At 45.9% G+C, this 25,012-nt stretch carries 17 protein-coding genes; 6 read left to right on the forward strand and 11 right to left on the reverse strand.

Features of this window, described 5'->3' with window-relative positions; genetic code table 11:
- Nucleotides 1-4 precede the first annotated feature (4 nt).
- The 4 genes from malQ to treZ all read right to left on the reverse strand — a co-directional run bounded on the left by malQ (nucleotide 5) and on the right by treZ (nucleotide 8,517).
- Nucleotides 5-1,540: a 4-alpha-glucanotransferase gene (gene malQ, locus BLS64_RS07145; RefSeq protein WP_093112812.1), complete on the reverse strand. Its 1,536-nt coding sequence runs from the start codon at nucleotides 1,538-1,540 to the stop codon at nucleotides 5-7.
- A 6-nt stretch (nucleotides 1,541-1,546) separates the two neighbouring features.
- Nucleotides 1,547-4,186, reverse strand: coding sequence for a malto-oligosyltrehalose synthase (gene treY / locus BLS64_RS07150; RefSeq protein ID WP_176763443.1), 2,640 nt, complete (start codon nucleotides 4,184-4,186; stop codon nucleotides 1,547-1,549).
- A complete protein-coding gene (locus BLS64_RS07155) occupies nucleotides 4,183-6,609 on the reverse strand; it encodes a DUF3536 domain-containing protein (protein ID WP_093112814.1) in 2,427 nt (808 codons plus the stop codon). The genes treY and BLS64_RS07155 overlap by 4 nt, the downstream gene beginning before the upstream one ends.
- 96 nt (nucleotides 6,610-6,705) lie before the next feature.
- Complete coding sequence (gene treZ / locus BLS64_RS07160) at nucleotides 6,706-8,517, reverse strand: malto-oligosyltrehalose trehalohydrolase (RefSeq protein ID WP_093112964.1); 1,812 nt, start codon at nucleotides 8,515-8,517, stop codon at nucleotides 6,706-6,708.
- Between the two features lie 200 nt (nucleotides 8,518-8,717).
- Here treZ and BLS64_RS07165 point away from each other — a divergent pair, with 200 nt between their 5' ends.
- The 6 genes from BLS64_RS07165 to BLS64_RS07190 are packed head-to-tail and all read left to right on the forward strand — an operon-like array spanning nucleotide 8,718 to nucleotide 19,416.
- Entirely contained in the window at nucleotides 8,718-10,697 is a 1,980-nt protein-coding gene (locus BLS64_RS07165) for an alpha-1,4-glucan--maltose-1-phosphate maltosyltransferase (RefSeq protein WP_093112815.1), read from the forward strand.
- Nucleotides 10,698-10,709: 12 nt separating this feature from the next.
- Nucleotides 10,710-14,021, forward strand: coding sequence for a maltose alpha-D-glucosyltransferase (gene treS, locus BLS64_RS07170; protein ID WP_093112816.1), 3,312 nt, complete (start codon nucleotides 10,710-10,712; stop codon nucleotides 14,019-14,021).
- On the forward strand, nucleotides 14,014-16,845 hold the full coding sequence (gene glgB / locus BLS64_RS07175; RefSeq protein ID WP_456153881.1) for a 1,4-alpha-glucan-branching protein: 2,832 nt from the start codon (nucleotides 14,014-14,016) through the stop codon (nucleotides 16,843-16,845). The genes treS and glgB overlap by 8 nt, the downstream gene beginning before the upstream one ends.
- 6 nt (nucleotides 16,846-16,851) lie before the next feature.
- Nucleotides 16,852-17,898 carry an LLM class flavin-dependent oxidoreductase gene (locus BLS64_RS07180; RefSeq protein ID WP_093112817.1) on the forward strand — a complete coding sequence of 349 codons (1,047 nt, stop codon included), beginning with the start codon at nucleotides 16,852-16,854 and terminating at the stop codon, nucleotides 17,896-17,898.
- Nucleotides 17,899-17,909: 11 nt separating this feature from the next.
- Entirely contained in the window at nucleotides 17,910-18,965 is a 1,056-nt protein-coding gene (locus BLS64_RS07185) for an NAD(P)-dependent alcohol dehydrogenase (RefSeq protein WP_093112818.1), read from the forward strand.
- 37 nt (nucleotides 18,966-19,002) lie between these two features.
- Nucleotides 19,003-19,416: an OsmC family protein gene (locus BLS64_RS07190; RefSeq protein ID WP_093112819.1), complete on the forward strand. Its 414-nt coding sequence runs from the start codon at nucleotides 19,003-19,005 to the stop codon at nucleotides 19,414-19,416.
- Nucleotides 19,417-19,469: 53 nt separating this feature from the next.
- Here the strand turns inward: BLS64_RS07190 and ftsH are convergent, their stop codons facing one another.
- From ftsH to BLS64_RS07220, 7 genes are all read right to left on the reverse strand, one after another.
- The gene (gene ftsH / locus BLS64_RS07195) at nucleotides 19,470-20,714 is read right to left on the reverse strand and encodes an ATP-dependent zinc metalloprotease FtsH (RefSeq protein ID WP_305367224.1); all 1,245 of its coding nucleotides are present in this window, start codon (nucleotides 20,712-20,714) and stop codon (nucleotides 19,470-19,472) included.
- A 3-nt stretch (nucleotides 20,715-20,717) separates the two neighbouring features.
- Nucleotides 20,718-21,386, reverse strand: coding sequence for an ATP-dependent metallopeptidase FtsH/Yme1/Tma family protein (locus BLS64_RS15325; RefSeq protein ID WP_245693389.1), 669 nt, complete (start codon nucleotides 21,384-21,386; stop codon nucleotides 20,718-20,720).
- A gap of 63 nt (nucleotides 21,387-21,449) precedes the next feature.
- Nucleotides 21,450-22,490: a zinc-dependent alcohol dehydrogenase family protein gene (locus tag BLS64_RS07200; protein WP_218124603.1), complete on the reverse strand. Its 1,041-nt coding sequence runs from the start codon at nucleotides 22,488-22,490 to the stop codon at nucleotides 21,450-21,452.
- 1 nt (nucleotide 22,491) lies between these two features.
- Complete coding sequence (locus tag BLS64_RS07205; RefSeq protein WP_093112820.1) at nucleotides 22,492-22,677, reverse strand: hypothetical protein; 186 nt, start codon at nucleotides 22,675-22,677, stop codon at nucleotides 22,492-22,494.
- 3 nt (nucleotides 22,678-22,680) lie between these two features.
- Nucleotides 22,681-23,124 carry a YbhB/YbcL family Raf kinase inhibitor-like protein gene (locus BLS64_RS07210; protein WP_093112821.1) on the reverse strand — a complete coding sequence of 148 codons (444 nt, stop codon included), beginning with the start codon at nucleotides 23,122-23,124 and terminating at the stop codon, nucleotides 22,681-22,683.
- A 92-nt stretch (nucleotides 23,125-23,216) separates the two neighbouring features.
- A complete protein-coding gene (locus BLS64_RS07215) occupies nucleotides 23,217-24,251 on the reverse strand; it encodes a hypothetical protein (RefSeq protein WP_093112822.1) in 1,035 nt (344 codons plus the stop codon).
- 67 nt (nucleotides 24,252-24,318) lie between these two features.
- Complete coding sequence (locus BLS64_RS07220; protein ID WP_093112823.1) at nucleotides 24,319-25,002, reverse strand: N-formylglutamate amidohydrolase; 684 nt, start codon at nucleotides 25,000-25,002, stop codon at nucleotides 24,319-24,321.
- Nucleotides 25,003-25,012: the final 10 nt, after the last annotated feature.

Consider the following 25,012-nt stretch of genomic DNA (forward strand, 5'->3'; position numbering starts at 1 on the left):
TGGTCTATTTATCATCCCCTTTTTCTTTTTCCTCCTCTTCCTGAACTACCCTTCCATAAAGCTCATTCAACTTAAATACTTCTTCGATCTCGGAATCCTTTGGAAGTTCCTCTTCTTTGACCCGCCAGGTCCAGTTGCCTTCCGTGCTGCCGGGAATGTTCATAAGAGCCTCCTCTCCCAGCCCAATTATATCCTGAAAAGGCGCTATCGCCAGATCGCAAACCGATTGCAGTGCAAGCCTATAGAGAACCTTATGGGCATTTTTGGGCGTAACTTTCATACCTGTATATTCCTTTAAATGCTCTTTCTCCTCCTTACCGGCATTTGAAAACCAGCCAATGGAAGTATTATTGTCATGAGTACCGGTGTACACTACATCGTTCGGGAGGTGGTTGAACGGCAGGTAAGGATTCTCCCGGTAATGGTCTCCAAAAGCGAATTGCAGCACTTTCATTCTGGGAAAATTGAATTTTTCCAGAAGATCATACACCGGCTGGTCCAGGGATCCCAGGTCTTCAGCTATAAAAGGCATTTCGGGAAATTCTTTTTTCAGGGAATTGAAGAAATCAACCCCCGGCGTTTTCACCCATTTTCCGCGGATAGCTGTTTTTTCTGAAGCCTCTACTTCCCAGTAAGCTGAAAAGGCCCTAAAATGATCTAAACGCACCACATCGAACAAGAGCAGATTCTGCCTCAACCGGGAGATCCACCATTCGTAATCATTCTTCTTCATCTCCTTCCAGTCATAGACCGGCGTGCCCCACAACTGCCCGGTCTTGCTGAAAAGATCAGGTGGCACTCCGGAAACGTGGGTGGGCTTTTTTTCTTCATCCAGCTTGAACAACGAAGGATTCACCCAGCAATCTACACTATCGTGATTGATGTAAAATGGAACATCCCCAAAGAATTTCACTCCCCGGTGATGGGCTTCAGCCATTAACCGGGACCATTGAGAAAAGAAAAGGAACTGAATGAACTTTTCCTTTTCCACAGGCTCCTGCAGTTCTTTTTCGGCAGTCGTAAGGGCTTCCTCTTCGCGGTCCCTTAGCTCTGCCGGCCAGTCGATCCAGTTGATATTCCCGAACTTTTCCCGCAGGGCAAGATAAATGCAGTAGTCATCAAGCCAGTGGGCATGTTCCTTTTTAAAGTTTTCAAAATCAGGTTCTGAAGACTTCTTTTTTTTATGTTGCTTCCAAGCCAGACTCAGCACTTCTTCTTTATATTCTTCTGCAGGACCAAAAATGACTTTGTCTTCCCTAATCCCTTTTGGCAACGGTACCTCCTTGAGGTCCACATAGCCATCTTTTTCTAGTAACTCCGGACTTATCAGTAAAGGATTGCCCGCAAAGGCGGAATGTGTGCTGTAAGGTGAATGTTTGTAGATCTTGTCTGTAGGATTGAGCGGCAACAATTGCCAGTAAGAATGCCCGGTTCGCTTTAAAAAGTCAAGGAAATCATAGGCGTTTTGCCCAAGATCGCCCATTCCGTAAGGTCCCCACAAGGAGGTTATATGCATAAGAATTCCACTGCTCCTTTCCATTATTGATCAATATTTATTGGTTAACAAAACAACCGGATAACTCCCAAAAAGTTGGTTTACGGTCCACTTTTCCGAAGTCTCAAGAATTTCTTCCGTATAAAGGTTTTTCCAGTTCCCAGGAAACTCGTTTGGCAGCTCTAAGACCGGTTCGTCCAAAAATTGTTCTTTCGGCTGTAGTTGTTCATTAAAAAGATCGGTTACCATCACCGGAACTACTGCAAGATACCAGTGATCCTGGAATTTTCGGGCATAGGCGAGCACTTTGTCCCTTAAAGGCTCTTTAAGCTTTAAAGCCAGGTATTCTCCTTGTTCAAAAACCCCCGGAAATTGCCTTCTTTCCTTTAAAGCTTTAAAAAGGCAATACATTTTTATCTTTCCCGAAGAGTACCGTTTTTTTAAGTTCTGAAGATACTCCCGTGTATCCTCTGATCCCAACCCGCTGATCTCTGAGAGGTATTTCTTCCGAAGTTCATAGTCAACGGGGCGCCTGTTATCCGGGTCAACATAGCTTAGGTCCCACAATTCGGTGCCCTGATAGATATCCGGAATGCCCGGAGCGGTCACTTTTATGAGACACTGTCCCAATGACTTCAAAACTCCGTAAGCCATCACCTTCTTCTGAAATGGTAAAAATGATGACAAAAATTTTTCCTCCCGTAAAAGGCATTTCAGGAAATCGAAGACAGCTGTTTCATAATCTGTATTAGGTTCGGCCCAGGAGGAATGAACTTTTGCTTCGCGCAAAGCCTTTTGCAGGTAGGCCTCAGATCTTTCCACGAATTCCTGGCCAATTTCCAGATCATAGGGAAAAGCCCCCACCAACATCTGGAAAATGAAATATTTTTCATTCATGTCAGGAGTAAAATCCTGGTCCCTTTGTTCGCAGATCCCTTTCCATTCTTCCACTTTTTGGAACCATTCGTTTCCCAATTCGCTCACCACATTGATCCTCATGCGGGCATCCTCCCCCCGCTTGGTATCGTGCGTTGCCGTAGCGTTTATAGATAACGGAAAATCGTTTAATCTCATTTCCATTCGCTGATGGAATCCGGGGACGGACAGGCCGAAATTTTCGGGAGAATCTCCCACCTCGTTATGAGAGATCAGCCGGTTGAAAATGTAAAAAGTAGTATCCTCTACTCCTTTTGCGGCCAATGGCCCTGTATATTGCTGGCATCTCTGGAGGAAATGGAACATGTTTTCCCTGTCTTTATTGGCTTCGCCCAGGAAAAGTTCCTTCAGCAGGCCAAGTTCGGCTTCCAGATGCTGCCCATGTTCCAATGCTGTTTGGTATGCCTGCTCAATGATCTTCTTTTGCTTTTTTTTCAGCGGAAATTCTTCCGGATAGATACGGTAAACCGGAAAAGCCGCTAAAAAGGCACCCAGGGCGTTCTTATGATTGGTGGTGTTTTCTTTTGAAGTAAGCAGTTCCAGCTGAAAAGCCAGCTGCCATAGATTATTGAACTCCCCTCCCATTCTTTCCCACAGAATGAATAGTTTTTGATGGTAAACCAGGTCTTCATACTCTTCTTTTACCGGATTGATATTGTGGTAATTTTCAGTAAACAATTCGTCAGCATTACTTTGGGTAAAAAGTTGATTCACTTCAGCCAGGAAGCCATACCCGCTGGTACCCTGTACCGGCCAATGTTTTGGCAGTTTTTCATCCCATTCCAGGATCTTCTCAATGATGATATAATAATCCTTTCCCACCATTTCCCGAAGCTGCTCCAGGTATCCCGGTGGATCAAACAGTCCGTCGATATGGTCTATTCGCAATCCGTTGATGAGGCCCTCGTCCACCAGTTCCTTTATAAAGCCGTGGTAGGTACGAAATACCTCCTGTTTTTCCATTTTTAAGCAGATAAGGCCATTAATGGTGAAGAACCTCCTGTAATTGATCTTTTCTTCGGTCTTTTTCCAATGAACGGGTTCAAAGTATTGGAGCTTAAGGATCTTTTTGAGTTCTGCTTCAGTAGCATTGATCTTTCGTATCGCTGCAGCAATAGAATCCTTCAGATCCTCATTTTCCTGAACCTCTTTTAAAAAAGAAGTTTTCAGTTCTTTCCAATTTTGCCGCTGACCTGAAAATTTTTCCTGCCAGTCCTTTTGATTTGCCTCAGCAAAGATCGCCGCATAAGATCTTACGGAAAGCGGATAAGAGTTGTCGTAGTATTTCAGGCTAAAACCAGATTCATTCAAAGATATGGTTAGTTCTTTATTCTGAAGCACCTCGTCCAGCGGATCTCCTAAAAAAGCGGCCATCACCTTCTCTTCCTGCCAGTCTATATCAAAGTATCCATAGTACGGTGACTCCGGTCCCAGTTCCAGGATATTCTTAAGCCATTTATTGCTGCCGTCATAGGCCATATGATTGGGAACGATATCCTGCAACCAGCTCATTTTATTTTTCCGAAGCCATTCTCCTATCACCTTAAAGGTTTCTAGTTTTCCTATTTCAGGGTTCAGCAAAAAAGGGTCGGTAATGTCATACCCGTGTGTGCTTCCTTTCCGGGCTTTAAAAAAAGGTGCGGAATAGATCGTGGAGACGCCCAATTGCTCCAGGTAATCCAGGATCCCTTTAAGGTCTTCAAAAGTGAATTCCGGGGAAAGCTGGATGCGATATGTGGAAGCAGGACATTTCATTCCACCACCAGGTTTACAGACTCTTCCAGGTGCCTGAAGGCTTCTACCCATTGGGTCGCATCCTCATCACCTGCCGCGCTTTTTTCGGTCATCTGGGTGTAATATTTTTCTTTGATCCCAAAAATGATGTTCTGGGATTCCCATTTTTCAGGGTTCAATGGGGACTCATCAATTAGCTTGATCAGTCGGTTGCTGAAATGCAACTGTTCCAGATCCTCAGGGCTTTCCTTAAAATTTTTCATCAACTCGGTAAGCCTTTGATCTACAAGAAAGTCAAGGGTAACCAGATCCAGGTTGGCACCTATGGCCACAGCAGATTTCAACTGTTTTTCAAGTTCCCTGAAGTTGAGCTCCTCTTTTTTGAGCTCTTTGACCAGCCGGTTGTTCACGGCCATTTCCACCGGCAGTTTTAGCCGGGCGGGCACGTTCATGTTGATCTCCTGAAAAGTCTTCAACAACGGATAGGTGTTGTCGTACAGCTGCTGCATGGCCCCCTCGGCGCCGGTAAGATTGTTTTCCATTACCAGTTTCATTATATGGTGCTGCTCATCCCTGAACAAATGCCAGAAGGAATAATTGTGGTTCCCAAAATGAGTATCCATTAGATTGAAGATCTCGTAAACATTCCCTTTTTCAAAATATTCGGCGATCTGCGTATGCAGACCTTCCAGGGCTTCTGCCCCCATATATTTACGCACGCCGCCAAAAAGATGTTGGTCACCCATGTGCAGAACGGCATAAGAAATATCCACTTTTTCCCAGGTAATGTCCGATCTGAACTCAGTGCGGCCAATGATCAGTTTCTGTTTTCCTGCTTCATAATAATGACTGGATTTAACGGTAGCACTGAAGTTGTAAAGGGTGACCTCTTCCGGAAACTCCTCAAAAAGAGAAGAAATCGCATAGTGAGCTCCGATACGTATCATGTCCAGCTCCATCGGTTTTACCACCTTTTCATAAGCAGCATAGGCATTTCCATACTCAGGAAGGTTGCTGGGGATCTTTTTGAGCGATTCAATAAAATCGGGTTCGTACTTGTTCCCGCTCACCTCTTCGGCCAGCTGCACGGCCCGTGTGGCATAGAAAATATCCTGCATGCTTTCAATCCCGGTAACTTCATCAAAGAACCATCCGCAGCTGGTGTACATGAGCATTGTATGGTATTGCATTTCCAGAAGTTTTAGCAGTTTCACCTTGTCATCTTCGGAAAGCTGATCTCCAAAATTTTCCTTTAAAAAGTTAGCGACATTTTCATTATCCCTGTTAAGGACCACCTTGATATACCTGTTCCTTACTTCCCATGGCTCTGACGTGTAAGGTTGCATTTGCTCTTCATACAGCGTGATGAGCTTCTCCCGCACCTTATCAAAGGCTTCCCGAAGAGGCGCGCGCCATTTCTGGTTCCAATCATCATGACCCCCGGTGTTACAGCCACAGTCACTGCGCCAGCGTTCCACCCCGTGATAACAGCTCCAGGAAGTGTTTTCAATGATCTCTGCTTCATATTCGGGTGGAAATTTTTCCAGGAATTCGCCATAAATGGTCAGATTGATCCCCTCCTGTTTCTCCAGGTGGTCCAGGCAGTAAGAAAGGGCCATTTCGCCGAGTTTGTGATGGTGCCCGTAACTTTCTCCGTCGGTGGCAATGTGCGCCAGTTCCAGATCCTGGTTGTTCGAGAACAGGCCTTGCAGCCTTTCGGCAAAACGAACCCCGTTGTTCAACAGCCCTTCAAAAGCGACCCCCTGGGAAGCCGGACCATCATAAAAGAAAAGGCCGATCTCGTTGCCAGAAGGAAGCTTGCATTTATAAGCCTTTTTGGCATCTACTTTAGCATGGGTGGCATCTTTCCATTCTTTAGTTCCTATTTTTCGCACCCTTTTTGCCTGGTAAGGGCTCAGGATAGTAAATTTAATGCCGTGTTTGGCCAGCATCTCCAGGGTACTAGTATTTACCGCGGTTTCCCCCAGCCACATACCTTCAGGCTCTCTTTTATAACGAGACCTGAAATCCTCAATTCCCCAAATAACCTGGGTCTCCTGGTCCCGCTCATTGGCGAGAGGCATGATGAGATGATTGTAGGCCTGTGCCAGTGCCGATCCGTGGCCTGAAAATAGTTCCATGCTTTCCTTATCGGCCTCAAGGATCGCCTTATAGGTTTCCGGCGTTTCGTTCTCCATCCATGCCAGAAGGGTGGGCCCAATGTTAAAGCTCATCCAGGCATAGTTGTTCATAATGGCTTCGATCTTTCCATCCTCATCGAGAATTCGGGAAGCCGAATTTCTCACATAACATTCCGCGTTGATGCGGTGGTTCCAATCGTGGTATGGGTAAGCAGATTCCTGCAGCTCTACCTTGTTAAGCCATGGGTTTTCCCGTGGAGGTTGATAAAAATGTCCGTGAATGCATATGTATTTTCTACTCATGTTCTCAAAATTAGATTTCGCAGCTAACCCTTTGCTGCTCAGGTTGAAAAGTCTTTAGAATATAGGACTTAATCCTGCACTCCGCAAAGACTTTAATTATATTTTAATGATCATGAACGATTTTGGAGGAACTTCAGTTTCTTTGATCCTTTCCTTCGGAAATTCTTCTTCTCCCAGCCATTTTTTATCGGCCGAGGCTATAAGGATCTCGCCTTTTTTCTCTGCGGAAAAAGTCACTCTAAAAGGCATTTTTCCGAAGTTATATATTCCCATAAGGTTCGTCTCCTTATCGGAAGCGATCACCTGCAGTACCTTATTTTCTTCGTCAAATTTTGTCTGAGTATCTTCAGCCCCAAAAAGGTGGAATGCGCCTTCTTTTTTCATTTTCAGCAGAAGCTTATACATTTCAAAAAGGGTGTTTTTTGACTGATCTTCTTTAAAGTTCCAGTTTGGGCGGGACTCCTCAAAGGTTTTTTTGGACTGCGGATCAGGAAATTCCTCTGCCTTCTGATCAAAGTACTCAAATTCCCTTTTTCTCCCCTCCTGCACCGCTTTTACCAGTTCCGGATCACCGTGGCTAATGAAATATCTAAAGGGATTCGTCTCTCCAAACTCCTCTCCCATGAACAACAATGGCACAAAGGGAGAAGTGAGCAAAGTACCGGCAGCCAGTTTCTGTTCTTCGAAAGTGATCAACTGGCCAAGCCGTTCTCCCAGCACCCGGTTTCCCACCTGGTCATGGTTCTGAATACAGGCGACGAATTTATTTTTTGCTATTCCCTTCGGGCTGTTCCCCACTCTTCTTTTCCTGAATTTAGAATATATGCCGTCGTAAATGAAACCCTGCTCAAAGGTCTTTGCCAGGTACTCCGCTTTTCCGTAATCCTGATAATAGCCGGCATCTTCCCCTGTAAGCAGCGTATGCACTGCATGATGAAAGTCGTCGATCCACTGGCCCTCAAGACCGTAACCGCCCTTTGAATAATCAGTCACAAGACGGTTATCGTTCAGATCGCTTTCGGCGATAAGTACATAATGTTTTCCCGTCTTCTTTTCCAGTGCATCCACTTCTTCGCTCAATTCTTTTAAAAAGTGCCTGGCCCCGCGATCTATTATCTCATGCACGGCATCAAGACGCAGGCCATCAAAATGAAATTCTTCAAGCCACATGATCGCATTCTGGATAAAGAAATTCCTCACGTGATCGCTGTATTTGTCATCGAGATTAATGGCACTGCCCCAGGGAGTATGATACTTATCGGTAAAATAAGGTCCGAACTGCGAGAGGTAATTCCCCTCCGGCCCCATGTGGTTATAAACCACATCAAGCAGGATTGAAAAACCCATTTGATGACAGACCTCAATCAGCTTCTTTAGACCGGTAGCCCCGCCATAGCTATCCTGCGCGGCATAAGGATAGACCCCGTCATAACCCCAGTTTCGATCTCCCGGAAATTGTGCAATAGGCATTATTTCCAGAGTATTAACCCCCAGCTCCTCAAGATGTGGTAGCTTCTCAATAATGCCTTCAAATGTTCCTTCAGAAGTAAATGTTCCTACGTGCAGCTCATATATGACCATGTCCTCCAGGTTTCGGCTTTCATGGCCTTGGTCCTGCCAATCGTGGGAATAATGATTTATTACCTGTGACCAGGAATGAACGCCTTCAGGCTGAGAGCGCGAGGCAGGATCTGGAAATTCATCCTCTTCATCAAGACGTATCTTATATAAAGAACCCGGTGGTACTTCAGGCACTTCTGCCTCCCAGTAGCCTTGGGTATCTTTGATTAAGGAAACAGGTTCATTTCTATCTTTTAAAACCACCTCTACCTTTTCGGCTAAAGGTGACCAAACCGTGAACTGGCAGGTATCGTTCTTCAAATATTCAGCCCCTACTTTTCTTCCCATATTTCCTATGCCTTTTTCCTTCAAAATCAACACTTTCAAAGCTAAGAAGGATAAGACGGAAGATTGAATGTTTAATAGTTTTTTAACTAAGCTTGTCCCTCTACTTGTCTAAATTTAAGTGATTTAGATTACCATAACACCTGTAGTTACCAACCAGCGCAGGTAATAATCAACATAGATTTTTTAAAAAACAAAGATGTATGAAGTTGGACGGTCATAAGCGAGTGAGTATTAGAAATGTTTCCCCCGAAATAGATTGTGGAAAATACCCCATAAAAAGAGTAATAGACGAAAAAGTGGAAGTTCATGCCGATATCTTTGGCGATGGACATGATAAAGTAGACGCGGTGCTGCTTACCAGACCCAAAAAGAAAGGTCGCGGGCGCGAGAAGAAATGGCAGGAACAGCATATGGAATTCCAGGGAAATGACCACTGGACCTCTACTTTTAGTTTTGACGAGACCGGCCTCTACGAGTACACTATTGAATCATGGGTAGACCACTTCACCACCTGGCAGGAAGATCTTAAGAAGAAGGCGGCCGCGAATCAAAATCTTAAGACGGAACTACTCATAGGAGCGCAGTTCATGGAAGCAGCCCTGCCACAAGCTACAGCCGCTAACAAGAAAAAACTGAATACCTGGATCGAATTATTGAGGGATGAGGAAAAAGAAGGGCAGGCAATTTCTGAAGCCCTGAGCGATAGCGCATCCAGGGTGATGTATGAATCAAGAGACCGCTCCAAAGCTTATAAATATGACAGGATCCTGGAGGTTCGGGTAGAACGGAAAAAGACCCTTTTCAGCGCCTGGTATGAATTCTTTCCGCGTTCAGCCTCTCCCGAAAAAGGCCGTCACGGTACTTTTAAAGATTGTGAGAACGTGCTTACGGAGGTGGCAAAAATGGGCTTTGACGTCATCTATTTTCCGCCCATTCATCCCATTGGAAGAAGCCACAGAAAGGGAGTGAACAACGCCGTGGACGCCGAAGAAGGCGATCCTGGCTCCCCCTGGGCCATAGGTGCGAAAGAGGGAGGCCATAAGGCCATTCACCCAGAACTGGGCAGCATGGATGACTTTAAGAGCGTGGTGAAAAAAGCAAAAGAGCTGGGCATGGAGATCGCCCTTGATTTTGCCATTCAATGTTCGCCAGACCATCCTTACGTAAAGGAACATCCGCAGTGGTTCAAATGGAGACCCGATGGCACGGTACAATATGCCGAAAATCCTCCCAAAAAATACCAGGACGTGCTACCAGTGAACTTTGAGACCGAAGATTGGGAAAACCTGTGGGACGAACTAAAAAGCATTGTAGAGTTCTGGATAGATAAAGGCGTGAAGATATTCAGAGTTGATAATCCGCACACTAAAACCTTTTTGTTCTGGGAATGGATGATCAAAGAGATCAATGCAAAATATGACGGGATAATTTTCCTCGCGGAAGCCTTTACCAGGCCCCGGGTGATGGAAGAACTGGCAAAAATAGGATTTAACCAGTCCTACACCTACTTCACCTGGAGGAACACCAAAGAAGAATTCGTAGAATACCTTACACAGCTTACCAAAACTGAAGTGAGGGAGTATTACCGGCCTAATTTCTGGCCAAACACTCCCGATATTCTGCCTATCTCTCTTGAAAACCGGCACGAACCTTCATTTTTAATAAGGCTTATCCTTGCCGGAACTCTGTCTTCTAACTACGGGATCTATGGACCTGTTTTTGAATTCGGTTTAAATGAAGCCTATCCCGGAAAAGAGGAATACACTCATTCTGAAAAATATCAGATCTACCACTGGGACTGGCACAGAAATACAAAGATCAAGGAGGTGATCAGTATCCTTAACCGGGTTCGTAATGAAAATCCGGCCCTGCAAAGCACATGGAATATCGAATTCTGCCATACAGACAACAACCAGTTGATCTGCTACAGTAAAATAGACCAGGAAGGAATCAACAAGCTCATCATTGTGGTGAGCCTGGACCCTAACCACGTGCAGTCAGGCTGGGTGAAGGTGCCGTTGCATGATCTAAAGATCGAGGCCCATGAATCTTATTCAGTGACCGATTTGCTTACCGGCTCGAGTTACATCTGGCAGGATGAATGGAATTACGTTGAACTTCATCCCCAGGCGATCCCGGCTCATATTTTTAAAGTAGAAACCAAAAAACCACTTAGATAAAATAATTTAACCATGGTTAAAGCCATAAATTCAGAAGATCAGGAAAACTGGTATAAAGATGCCATCATATACGAGCTGCACATCAAAGCTTTTTTTGACAGCAATGGAGATGGGGTAGGTGATTTTGAAGGCCTGCTGCAAAAGCTGGATTACCTGGAAGACCTGGGAGTCACGGCCATTTGGTTGCTCCCCTTTTACCCTTCCCCTTTAAAAGATGACGGTTATGACATAGCCGATTATTATAGTATCAACCCTTCGTACGGAGACCTGGAAACTTTTCATCGGTTCATCAATGAGGCGCATGAAAGGGGCCTTAAGGTTATTACCGAACTGGTCATCAATCACACCTCAGACCAGCACCCCTGGTTCCAGAGGGCACGCAAAGCCCCACCCGGTTCTGAGGAACGGGATTTTTACGTCTGGACAGACGACCCTAATAAATACAAGGATACCCGAATCATTTTTACCGATACAGAACCTTCCAACTGGACCTGGGATCCCGAGGCCAATCAGTACTTCTGGCACCGATTCTTTTCCCATCAACCCGACCTTAATTTTGATAACCCGAAGGTACAAAAGGAGGTTTTCAATATTCTCGACTTCTGGTGTGATTTGGGAGTTGACGGCTTCAGGCTTGACGCCGTGCCGTACCTGTACGAACGCGAAGGCACCAACTGTGAGAACCTTCCCGAAACCCATAGATTTTTGAAAAAACTTCGGGCGCACGTAGATAAATTCTACGACAATAAGTTGTTGCTGGCCGAAGCCAATATGTGGCCCGAAGATTCCGCTGCGTATTTTGGCGATGGAGATGAATGTCACATGAACTATCATTTTCCCATCATGCCGCGCATGTTCATGTCCATTAAAATGGAGGATCGATATCCCATTATGGACATCATCGATCAGACTCCCGAAATTCCGGAGTCCTGCCAGTGGGCTATCTTTTTAAGGAACCACGATGAGCTCACTCTTGAGATGGTGACCGATGAGGAACGGGATTACATGTACAAGGTGTACACTAAAGATCCGCAGGCAAAGATCAACGTGGGAATAAGGCACAGGCTGGCACCCCTGCTGGAGAACAACCGCAGTAAGATCGAGCTCATGAACGTGCTGTTGTTTTCTTTACCGGGGACACCGGTGATCTATTACGGAGATGAAATAGGGATGGGAGACAACTTCTACCTGGGGGACCGTGACGGGGTGCGAACCCCAATGCAATGGACAGCCGACAGAAATGCGGGATTCTCCACAGCCAATCCGCATAAACTATACCTACCGGTGATCATTGATCCCGCTTATAAATATGAATCGGTCAATGTGGAAACCGAACAAATGAATTCTTCGTCATTGCTCTGGTGGATGAAGCGTATCATAAGCATGAGGAAGAAGTTCAAGGCTTTTGGCCGGGGAGACATCAATTTCCTGTCGCCGAGCAATGCCAAGATCATTGCTTATACGCGAACCTTTGAGGACGAAGACATTTTGGTGTTGGGTAACCTTTCCAGGTTCCCTCAGGCTGCTGAACTTGACCTGGAACCCTATGAAGATTACATTCCGGTGGAAGTGTTCAGCCATAACAAGTTCCCAAGGATCACAGACCAGCCCTACCTCTTCACCATGGCGCCGCATGGTTATTACTGGTTTCAGTTGAAAAAGGAAAAACCACATGCCGAAAAAGCAATTACGCCCATCCTGAAAGTTTCCGAGTGGGAAAAATTGCTGGAAAACAAGATGCTTTCCCGCTTCGAAAATGAAGTTCTGCCCTCTTACCTCAACAGCTGCCGCTGGTTTGGGGGAAAATCTCGCGTGATCCAGAACATTTCAGTTATCAATAAGGTGCCTATTCCGGTAAAGGATGTGCCGGCGACACTTATCACAATTGAGGTGAACTACAACGACGGTCTGCCAGAAGTGTATCAGCTTCCGCTTGGGTTTATTGAAGAAAGTAATGAAGAAGAGTACAAGGAAATTCCCCAAAAAGGTATTTTGGCAGAACTTATCATTGATGATAAAAAAGGGCATTTGTTTGATACTGTTTATAATGAAAGCTTCAGAAATGAGCTTTTCAAGAACATCAGGAAAGGTCGGAAATTAAAGAGTGGAAAAGGAAACTTAGTGTTCTATCACAGTGAAAATGGAATGGAGGCAGATCACCATCACATCCACTCAAAGATCCTAAATGCGGAACAAAGCAATACTTCCCTCATTTTTGACAACAAGTATTTCCTGAAGCTTTACAGAAAGCTGGATAATACTATAAACCCAGATTTAGAGATCACCCGCTATCTTACCGAAAAGACAGAATATAAGAACTCTCCGCGTTTTGTAGGGGCGATCGAGTACAAGCCCGATCCAAAAAATATTATTGTGCTGGGAATGATGCAGGACCTGGTGCCCAACCAGGGAGATGCTTGGGACTACACCAAAGACTCTCTAAAGCGCTTTTTTGAAAGGGTATTGACCCGGCCAAAAGATGCTGAAGAGGAGTTCATAGAACATGATCTTACCCCTCTAAATTACCAGGACCTTTCTGAACAAATGAAAGAATTGATGGGAGTGATCTTTCCTGAAAGGATTTCGCTTTTGGGTCAGCGTACGGCCGAAATGCACAAAGCCCTTGCAGCACATCCTGAGGAAAAGGACTTTGAACACGAGCCTTTTTCACTGCATTACCAGCGTTCATTGTTCTCCTCGCTTCAGTCGCTAACCAGGAACGCTTTTCAGAACCTTCAGAAGAACCTGAAACATCTGCCCGAAGAACTGCGGCCAGAAGCCAAGGAAGTACTGGACATGAAGACCGATGTGCTGAAATGCTTTAAAAGGGTTTTTGACCATAAGATCCCCATCATGAAGATACGTACGCATGGCGATTATCATTTAGGACAGGTATTATGGACCGGAAAGGATTTTGTAATCATTGACTTTGAAGGTGAACCGGCTCGATCCTTCAGCGAAAGAAGGCTCAAACGCTCTCCTCTGCGTGATGTTGCGGGGATGGTAAGATCCTTCCATTACGCTGCCTACAGCAGTATAATTGATACCGAACTGGAGCAGCAAAAGAAAGAAGGTGACCTGGAAGTCTGGGCAGAGACCTGGTATTACCTGGTCACGAGGATGTTCCTGCAGGGATATTATGAAAATGTTGGAGACAACAATTTCATACCAGATGAGGCTGAAGATATCGAGATCCTGATGGAAACATTCCTGCTTGAAAAAGCGATCTACGAATTGAATTATGAATTGAACAATCGTCCTGACTGGGTATTGATCCCATTACGGGGCATAAAATCTATTGTAAGGAGGTATAAAAATGGCTAAGAAAAAGGAAAACACCACAGATAAAGATAAAAAGACCACAGCAAAAAAGGCTTCCCCTAAACCCGAAAGATCGGGGCAGGTCAAGGGGCCTATAGATGTTGGGGACCGAAAGAAAACGGAGGATACAGCTAAGGTCAAGAAACCGGCAAAAGACGCCGGACCTTCAGCTGAAGATGTTCCCAAGAAGAAAAGCACAGCAAAGGAAACCGCAAGTCTTCCTAAGCCCAAAAAAAGTCTTCCGAAGAAAACTTCTAAGTCCGGTACTACAGCTAAAGCCAAAACTTCGGGCAAGAAAACTGCGGGTACAGCAGATAAAAAAACAAAGATCTCGAAGAAGCCCGCGAAGTTCCATGAGCCGTTGACAGACGAGGAACTGCCAGATGTGGCAGCGCCGGCATCCAAACAAACTTCCACGCCCGATGAGGAAAAGAAGAGAACTCGCAAGACTGCAAAGACCAAAGAAGCCATAAAAGCTTCAGAAGATCCTACCAGAAGAAAAAAAGCCACAAAAAAGGCACCTGAACCTGAAGATAAGGAAGCCCCTAGGAAAATGTCTCGGCACAAGGCCGATCCCGCCATAAGTGCCGAAGAGAAGATGAAGCAGCCTAATACTTCCCCTTCCGAAGACCTGAAGCATACCACCGAATCTCTTGCTAAAGAGCTGGCCGAGAAGTTATCTCCCGATGAGAAAACGCGGAGTGATATAGAAAAAATGGCACGTGAGCTCATTCCTGATGCCGATGATGTCAAGGGAGCGGCAGAGAAACTTACCGCTGCCCTGGCTTCCACACCCGAAAAGGCCCGGGAACTGATGAAAAAAATAATTCCCGACGAGGAAGACCTCAGCGAGATGGCAGAAAAAGCCCGCACTGTAGCTAAAAAAGCGACACCCACTAAAAAGGAGAAACAGGAGTCCTCTAAGGATAAACCTGTAGAGGCTACCCTTATTACAGATTATGACGTTCATCTTTTTAAGGAGGGGAAACATTATCACCTTTATAAGAAATTCGGGTCGCACCTAATGGAATATATGGGTACGCAGGGAGTATATTTCGCGGTGTGGGCACCAAACGCCGAAAAGATCGCCGTAATGGGAGACTTCAACAACTGGAGCAAAGATGCCCATATGATGAAGGCACGCTGGGACCATTCCGGGATTTGGGAGGTCTTTATTCCGGAGGCAAAAAAAGGCAGCCTGTACAAATATTTCATCCGCTCAAACAATGGATATGAAGCCGAAAAAGGTGATCCTTTCGCCTTTTCCTGGGAAACTCCGCCCAATACGGCTTCCATGGTCTGGGACTTGGAGAACACCTGGAAAGATAAAAGCTGGATGGAAGCGCGCAGCAAAAAAGAAGAACCTGCACCTTATTCCGTTTACGAGATCCACATGGGTTCCTGGAAAAGGGTTCCCGAAGACGGGTTTAGATCCCTCTCCTACCGTGAACTGGCCGAAGATCTTCCCGGTTACCTCAAAGAAATGGGCTTTACGCACGTAGAGTTCATGCCGGTAATGGAACATCCTTTCTTTGGTTCCTGGGGTTACCAGATCACGGGTTACTTTGCGCCTTCCAGCAGGTACGGGACTCCGCAGGACTTTATGTACCTCATAGACAGTCTGCACCAGGCAGGAATTGGAGTGATCCTGGATTGGGTTCCCTCCCACTTCCCTTCAGACCTCCACGGCCTGCACTACTTTGACGGTACCTATCTCTATGAACATGCCGATCCAAAAAAAGGATTCCATCCGGACTGGCAGAGCTATATCTTTAACTACGGAAGAAATGAGGTACGGGCATTCCTCATTAGTAACGCCCTTTTCTGGCTGGACATGTTCCATGCCGACGGATTGCGGGTAGATGCGGTGGCTTCTATGCTCTACCTGGATTATTCCAGGAATGAGGGCGAATGGGAGCCAAATGAATTCGGAGGAAGGGAAAATCTTGAAGCCATCAGCTTCCTCAAAGAATTTAATGAGGCTGTATATAAGGAATTCCCCGATGCCATTACCATTGCCGAAGAATCTACGGCGTGGCCCATGGTTTCAAAGCCTACGTATATTGGTGGCCTTGGATTCGGGCAAAAATGGATGATGGGCTGGATGCATGATACCCTGGAATATTTCAGCAAAGACCCTGTTTACAGGAGACACCATCAAAACACCATTACTTTCAGTTCCAATTATGCCTTCTCAGAAAATTTCATGTTGCCGCTTTCTCATGATGAGGTGGTCTACGGAAAAGGTTCAATACTGAATAAAATGCCCGGCGACACCTGGAACAGGTTTGCCAACTTAAGGACGCTGTATGCGTATATGTTTGCCCACCCCGGAACCAAACTGCTCTTCATGGGCGCTGAATTTGGACAGCCTTCAGAGTGGAATCATGACGGTAGCCTGGAATGGCACCTCACCAATGAGGATCTTCATCATAAGGTTCAGGAAACCCTAAAGGAACTGAACAACATTTACAGATCTGAACCTGCCCTTTATGAAAAAGCATTTTCTTCTGAAGGATTTGAATGGGTAGATATCAATGATGAAGAGAACAGCATCATCAGCTTTCTGCGGAAGGGAAAAGATCCTAAGGACAATGTGATGGTGGTTTGTAATTTCACACCGGTACCTCGGGAGAATTATCGCCTGGGTGTGGCTGAAGCAGGTAATTGGCGGGAGATCTTCAACAGTGATGATGAGAGATTTGGAGGCAGCAATGTGAAGAACCAGGAGGTTATCGAGGCACAATCTCTTCCGGCGCACCGTAAGGAGTATTCCCTGGCATTGACAATTCCTCCAATGGCAGTCATCTATTTAAAAAGAGATTGATTAAATATGACACCAAAACCCCTACAGCAAATAGATCTTTCAGTATTAGATCTCGTACCTGTCATTAAGGGTAATACCATAGCAGATTCTTTTAAGAATACGCTGGACCTTGCGAACCGTTGTGACGAACTTGGTTTCACCCGCTTCTGGATCTCGGAACATCATAATATGGAAAGTGTGGCGAGTTCGGCTACGGCCGTTCTTCTGGGACAGGTGGCGGCGAATACTTCGCGCATCAGGGTAGGTTCGGGTGGTATTATGTTGCCAAATCACTCTCCATTAATGGTCGCAGAACAATTCGGTACGCTGGAAACCTTATTCCCTGGCAGGATCGACCTTGGCCTGGGAAGAGCGCCGGGAACAGACCAACAGACCGCTGCCGCTCTTAGGAGAGGACGTACAGAGACCGTAGAAGATTTTCCAAAAGATATCGCTGCCTTGCAAAAGTATTTTTCAGCAGCCAATAAAAATGCTGCAGTTCGTGCCATCCCGGGAGAGGGATTGGACATTCCCCTCTACCTGCTTGGTTCCAGTACATTCAGCGCGCAGCTGGCGGCTATGTTCGGATTGAGCTATGCCTTTGCCAGTCATTTTGCACCGGCTTATCTGCAGGAGGCACTACAACTTTACCGGGAAAAGTTCAGACCTTCAGAAAACCTGAAAAAACCTTACAGTATAGCATGTGTGAATGTTATCGCGGCAGAAACTGATGAAGAAGCCGAATTCCTGGCCAGCAGTCAGAAGCTGTTTGCCCTGGGGATCATCAGAAATCAGCGGAAGCCGATGCCACCTCCGGTAAATAACTTAAGCGAACTGTGGAACAAAGGCGAAGAAGCAGCGATCTCGCAAATGATGAAGTACAGCTTTGTGGGTTCAAAAACCACCATTGAAGACCGGCTTTCGGAGTTTATAAAAGAAACAGAAGTTGATGAGATCATGGCGGTTTCTCACATTTTTAATCATGAAAGCCGTATACGGTCTTACGAGATCCTTTCAGAAATAAAAGAACCTCTAAAAGATCCGTTTTTTGACTCCCAACCACCTATTGAATAAAAATTTTAAAAATGAAAGAAGTAAAAGCCTATGCAGCCCATGCTGCGGAAAAAGAACTGGAACCATTAAATATCAAGCGCCGTTTACCGGGGCCGGAAGATGTTGAGATCGAGATCCTGTACTGCGGTATTTGTCATTCAGACATACATACCGCCCGCAATGAGTGGGGCGGAACGCAGTATCCTGTTGTTCCCGGCCATGAGATCGTGGGAAAGGTAACCGGCCTTGGCAGTGAAGTAACCAAATACAAAGAAGGAGACACCGTGGGTGTTGGCTGTTTTGTGGATTCCTGCGGTCATTGCGAAAACTGTGAAGAGCACCAGGAACAATATTGCTTAAATGGTCCTACAGCCACTTATAATTCGCCTTCAAGGCTGGACAAAGATGTGATCACCTATGGCGGGTATTCCACTCATATTGTGGTCAAAGAGGATTTTGTTCTGAAGATCTCAGACAAACTGCCGTTGAACGCGGTTGCACCTTTATTATGCGCAGGAATCACTACTTATTCCCCTTTGCGTAACTGGAACGTAAAAAAAGGCGACAAAGTTGGTGTGGTAGGCCTGGGAGGCCTGGGACATATGGCCGTAAAACTGGCTTCTTCCATGGGAGCTGAAGTCACCATGCTCAGCCGCTCTCCCGAAAAGGAAAAAGACGCATCAGATCTGGGTGCGGCCCATTTTGAACTTACCACAAATGAAGAAACTTTGAAACGCCTTGCGGGCAGCTTCGACCTGATCATAGATACAGTATCTGCTCAGCACGATTACAATCAATATTTGGCCCTGCTGAAAACCAACGGAGTCATGGTACTGTTAGGCGTACCCCCTAAACCTTCTGAAGTGCAGGCAGGCCAGCTGATCATGAAAAGAAGAAGCCTGGTAGGTTCTTTGGTAGGTGGTATCAAAGAGACCCAGGAGATGCTCGATTATTGTGCCGAACACGGAATAGTTTCAGAAGTGGAAATGATCAATATTGACCAGATCAATGAGGCTTATGAACGCACCCTTAAATCAGACGTGAGATATCGCTTTGTAATTGACATGAAGTCGCTAAAAGAAGAATAAATTCATTAAATTTAATCCAAACACCAAACCAATAAAAATGAAAAGAAAAGCTACCGCCGTTTGGCACGGAACATTAAAAGAAGGAAAAGGTCAATTATCAACTGCAAGTGGCGCACTTGAACAAACGCCATATACTTATAAAATGCGTTTTGAAGACGAAAAGGGTACCAATCCCGAAGAATTGGTTGGCGCAGCCCATTCGGGATGTTTTACCATGCAGCTCTCCGCCTACCTGGGAGAAAAAGGTCATAATCCGGTGGAACTTGAAACTCATGCCGAAGTAACCCTTGAAAGCGGCACCGTGACCAGTTCCCATCTCACCTTAAAAGCCAAAGTCCCGGGCATTGATCGCGACCAGTTCCATGAACTGGTGAACAAGGCCAAAGAGAACTGCCCTATTTCAAAATTATTAAATGCTGATATTTCTGTGGACGCTACACTCAACGAGTAATAGAAGTAGACACCAGAAAAGATAGACGGGAGCTTCATTAGGCTCCCGTTTTTTTATGCGGTGACCCGCTCTCCCAGAATTTCTTTGATTTCCTCTTTTTGCAAGGTCTCTTTTTCCATTAACCGGGCGGCCAGGTTTTCCACCCTTTCCCTGTGTGTAGTAAGGATCTCTTTAGAAGTTGCAAAAGCCTTGTCTATTATAGCCTGCACTTCTTCATCTATCTTTTCAGCCGTTTTCTCGCTGTAGGGTTTATGAAGGGATTGCCGCAGTTTTCCGGTAGAATCGTAGAAACTCAGGTTCCGAAGCACATCGCTCAATCCGTAGTTCATCACCATGCTGTAAGCTTGTTTGGTCGCCTTTTCAAGATCATCTACGGCATTGGAGGAGATCTCTTCAAAAAAGATCTCTTCTGCAGCCCGTCCGCCCAAGGCTGTGCACAGCGCGTCAAAAAATTCAGATTTGGTGACTATCTGATGCTCTTCGGGTAAATACCATGCAGAACCCAAAGATTTCCCCCTGGGTATGATAGAAACTTTATGCACCGGCTGCGCGTGTTTCAGGAACCAGGAAGTGGTGACATGACCTGCTTCGTGAAAAGCGATCCTCTTTTTCTCTTCAGGAGAGATGATCTTACTCCTTTTTTCCATACCTCCTATCACCCTGTCTATAGCGTCCAGGAAATCCTGTTTTTGGATCAATTCTTTCTGCCGGTGTGTCGCGATAAGAGCAGCTTCATTACAGATATTGGCAATATCTGCCCCGGAGAATCCGGGAGTTTGGGCTGCCAGCATGCCAACGTCCACATCAGCATCCAAAGCCAGGGGCTTCATGTGCACTTCAAAAATGGCCTTTCTTTCAGTCTGGTTAGGTAACTCCAGCTGAATATGTCTGTCAAACCTTCCCGGCCTTAACAAAGCGGGGTCGAGTATATCACCCCGGTTGGTGGCAGCGAGCACGATCACTCCCGTGTTAGTACCAAAACCGTCCAGCTCAGCCAGCAGCTGGTTCAACGTACTGTCGCGTTCATCGCTCTCGTGGAAGACAGAGGTACCGCTGCGGGCTCGTCCAATGGTATCGATCTCATCAATGAAGATAATGCTTGGCGTCTGTGCTTTAGCTTTTTTGAAGAGGTCTCTTACCCGGGCCGCGCCCACCCCCACGAACATTTCAATGAACTCAGAACCTGAAAGGGAGAAAAACGGAACTCCTGCTTCGCCTGCAACAGCCTTGGCTAAAAGCGTCTTTCCTGTTCCGGGAGGTCCTAAAAGGAGAATTCCTTTGGGGATCTTTGCCCCCAGTTTCTAGTATTTGTCTGGTGCCTTTAAAAAGTTGACCAGCTCAAAGATCTCCTCTTTGGCTTCTTCTAGTCCGGCGACGTCTTTAAAGGTCACCTGGCTCTGCTCACCCTGCTCCAGCACCCGGGCTTTGGTCTGCCCGAATTTCATCATGGAAGAATCCCCGCTCATCCTGGAAGACATTCTCCTTATCAAAAAGAGCCAGAATAAGATAATAAGGGCAAGAGGAAGTAGCCAGGAAAAGATCTCCCACCCCCAATTTTCCCTCGTGCTGTAAGTAACATTTACCGGTTCAATTGCGGCTGTTTCCATGACTTTTTCCAGTTGGGCATGGAAGACTTCCACAGAACCAATATTGAAGAAGTACTGTGGACCTGTAGCCTGCTGCTGACTTTCGAAAAGGCTTTTTGTATCTTCCTCTTCGGAAGCTTCCTCCACCGGCATTTTCAGGTAAACCTCTACCCTCTGATTGTTCACCACATCAAGCCTATCCACCTGCCCTTTCACCAGGAGTTCTTGCTCAAACTCGTTCCAGGAGATCTCAGGAATGGCAGGTTGCCGGTTAAATAACCATAACCAAACGAAGGTTCCGAAGAAGATAATGTATAACCAGCCCAGATGCGGCCTCCTCGCAGGAGGAGTAGACTTTGGTGTATTATTCTGGTCAAGAGGCATGGTAATTCAATTACGGCTCCTTACAAATATCACCTACTTCAGACTATTTTTAAATGATATTGATCATTCAGAAATCCGCAAAACTTTGGCACCTTTTATCTTACCCCCTTTAAGTTCCAGTAAGGCTTCATTTGCTTTTTCCAATGAAAATTCCTGATACTCGGGTTTTATTCCTGCCCCGGCTGCCAATTGAAGAAACTCTTTCACATCGTTAGCTGTAACGTTTGCCACACTTTGAATTTGCTTCTCAAGCCACAGGTGCTGTGGATAATCAAGCTGTAAAAGGGAGTTTCTGTCCTTTACCTCTTTTCTAATGGCATTGATCACCAGTTTTCCACCCTTTTCAAGGTTGCCCAAAGCTTGTACCATGGGTTCCCAGGCAGGAGTGGTATCAATGATCTTGTGCATTCTTTCGGGAGAAATATCTGAAATTCCTCCTGCCCAATCAGCTCCCAGTTGAAGGGCGAATTTTCGCTCTTTTTCACTGCGGGTGAAAACATAAACCGGGGAATCAGGATAGCGGGCTTTGACCATTTTGAAGACCAGGTGGGCAGAGGCTCCGAAACCGGTAAGTCCGAGATTCTCTCCATTTTTAAGTCCCGAAATTAGGATGGAGCGGTAACCAATGGCACCCGCGCAAAGCAGGGGTGCTGCCTGGGCATCTGAGAAAGCATAAGGGATCAAATGAACATATTTCGCCGAAGCTGTCATATATTCGGCGTAACCTCCATGTGCGTCCCTTCCCGTCGCCTTAAAATCATCACATAAATTCTCCCTGCCCTCCCTGCAAAAACGGCATTTTCCGCAGGCGGAAAAGATCCAGGCCACTCCCACTCTTTTTCCAAGTTCACTCTCATCTACCCCTTTTCCTGTCTTTATGATCTTTCCTACCGCCTGGTGCCCAGGAACAATGGGATAGAAAGCAGGCGCGGTCCTGCCTTCGATCTCATCCAGTTCAGTGTGGCAGACACCGCACACTTTGACCTTTATCAAAACCTCTCCCTCTCCCGGTTCCGGAACCGGAAGCTCTGCCAATCGTAGCGGCTCCCCGCACTTCTCCAGGTCTTTAACCCCGTCCAACACCATAGCTTTCATCAGCTCCATTTTACAGCGGATTTTCATTCGGAATTTCTGGGTCGGGTGGCCCCGGGATCTCGGGTCCTATAGGCTCCGGATCCTCCGGCACAGGATCAGGCTGCTTTTCCGGAGGAACCGTGGTGGGTGGTTCTTCGGGCATTGTGAACGGAGGTTCGCGAGGCGGGTCTTTTGGTTGTTGGTCTAGCTTTTTCATCTTCTATTTTTTACTGTAAAGGCACATGATCTCTCCACGGCCCAGGATCTTACCGGTCATCGCCTTTTCCAGAGCCTCTTTTTCGGTATCAGCTCCCAGGTCAAGCCGGGAATCAAGCGCATAAATTTTGAAAAAGTAGCGGTGGGTCCCTGAAGGCGGGCAGGGTCCGCCATAATGGTGTTTATGAAATGAATTTTTTCCTTCAGTTCCGGGAATACTGTCTTCCTGTATTTCACCGGCGGGAGGAATGTTCCAGACCAGCCAATGGTCCCAGGTACCCATCGGGGCATCGGGATCTTCAACGATGAGTGTCAGGCTCTGGGTCTTGTCCGGGAGTTTTCCTATCGTCAGGGGCGGGTTCACATCTTCCCCGTCACAGGTGTACCTGGAAGGGATCTCGTCACCCGCAGAAAATACTTTGCTGCTCAAATTAATTGTTGCCACCATAACCTCTCAATTATATTAATAACATGAGAAAATTAGCTCTTAACGAACAGAATTTCAATGAGTTTTGTCATCCTATATGGAATACGGTTATTTCAGTCCAAAAGATCTGCGTAGAGTTTGGAAAGTTTCAGGCAACGATCTGTTCTTATCCTCCATTTGAGTTCCTCCCTGTACCTCGCTTCCCGCAAGTGCCAAATGGCAAATTTCGCCCTAAGAAACGCCTGCCTGCTTTTGTAATAATTCTTTAATGCCTGCGGAACTTTGTCCCCGCTGTGCCTTTGATAAATTTTAAAAAAGAGCTCTCCCGTCTGCGCACTACCCAGCAGTTCGCATTCGGTGGCCAAAAAAGCGAGTTCTTCAGCTATGTCCTGTATCCGCAGATCCCGGTTGAATTCAAGGCGGTCAATGATCACCGGTTCCTCATCCAGACAAATGTGTTCGGGTTTTAGGTCACCATGCGTTTCAACGATCACACCTCTATTTATCCTTTTGCTGAAAAGAGCCTTGTGCTCCCGAAGAAATTTCATCTGTTTGTCGAAGATCCTGGTGAGCAGTTCCCGGGATAGACCAAATTGCGGATCTTGAAGTTCCTCATAGATGGCTGTGGTCTTCTTTTCCAGTCTCAACAGGTAATCCTCAGGTTCAAATAAGATCGCTTCTCTGGACTCATAAAATGAGACCAGCTTCTTCGCGGCTTTTGATAGTAGGTTCTTATCTACCTGCTTTGTCTTTAGAACATGATTCAGCAGCTTATTTTCATCAAGCCGTTTCATCTTCACCAGCCAGTCCACCGGTTTCCCCCTGCGGTCAAGATTTAGCTTTCCGAATTTGTCCAGACTCAATGGCAAGACCTCCAGGTAAACCTCTTTTGCCAGTTCTCTGTTAAGCCTTAGTTCCTCCAGGCAATTCCTGTGGCGGGCCTGCGGAGTAGAAAAATCTATAGCGTCAAATTTGACCGGCTTCTTGAGCTTGAAGACCAAAGTAGGCGTAAGAAAGAGCAAAGACATGTGGGTCTCAATGACTTCAATGCTGTGTGGATTTTCCGGATATGTCTCGGGATCGCTCAAAAAAGCCACTTTTTTCGAGGTGCTCGTTGCTTCCAGAATGATCGTTTCGCTTTGTACCATTCCTAAAATTAGGATATCTCTAACGCCTTTTCAACGACCAATGTCATGAAAAATGAGAATCTTTCTTTTAATCCAAGAATTCGGTCACAGTCTTGTGAAAAATCTTTTTCATGCGCTCGGCAAAAAACCTTTTTTGGGAGTATTTCTGATTCACCTCTATTTCTATCCCTGTATAATGCTTCGGAAATTTCTTCCGAAGATAAGTAGTGAACCCATCCGCTTTTCCCAGGTAAGGATAATTGAACCGCACCCTGAGCTCAGGATCTTCCTTTACCAAAAACGCCTTAAGATCCCGGGAGATTTCCTTTTCAAATGTTCGGGCAGGGTCATATAACAGCCCTACATCGGCATTTCTCTCTTTTCCATGAAGCCAGGGCGTAAAAGAATGGATGGAAAGATGCAGCACATTCTCCCCGGAAAGGATCAAACCTCTTATATTTTCTTCTACTTCATTTCGGTATGGGAAATAATAATTCTCGAGAATCTCCTTTTTTTCTTCGGAAGGCAATTCTTTAGTGAATTCTGAGAACAGCTGAGGATGGTGCAAAGATCTATTGAGCTCAACCAACAATCGGCTGATAGTGCTATATTTGGCAAACACTGCAAGCTCCTTTAGCTCGTTAAACAGCTGAAGAGCGCCAGGATCATAGCCTCTGTGAGAACCAAGCACTTCCCCGGCCGACCTGAACAGCGGCAAATATTTCGCCGGAACTTCGTTCCCGGCATGTTCGCAGGTGAGGATGAGTTTCAATCAGTATTTT

This window comes from Salinimicrobium catena (assembly GCF_900102915.1).
In the GTDB taxonomy this organism is placed as follows: Bacteria; Bacteroidota; Bacteroidia; order Flavobacteriales; family Flavobacteriaceae; genus Salinimicrobium; species Salinimicrobium catena.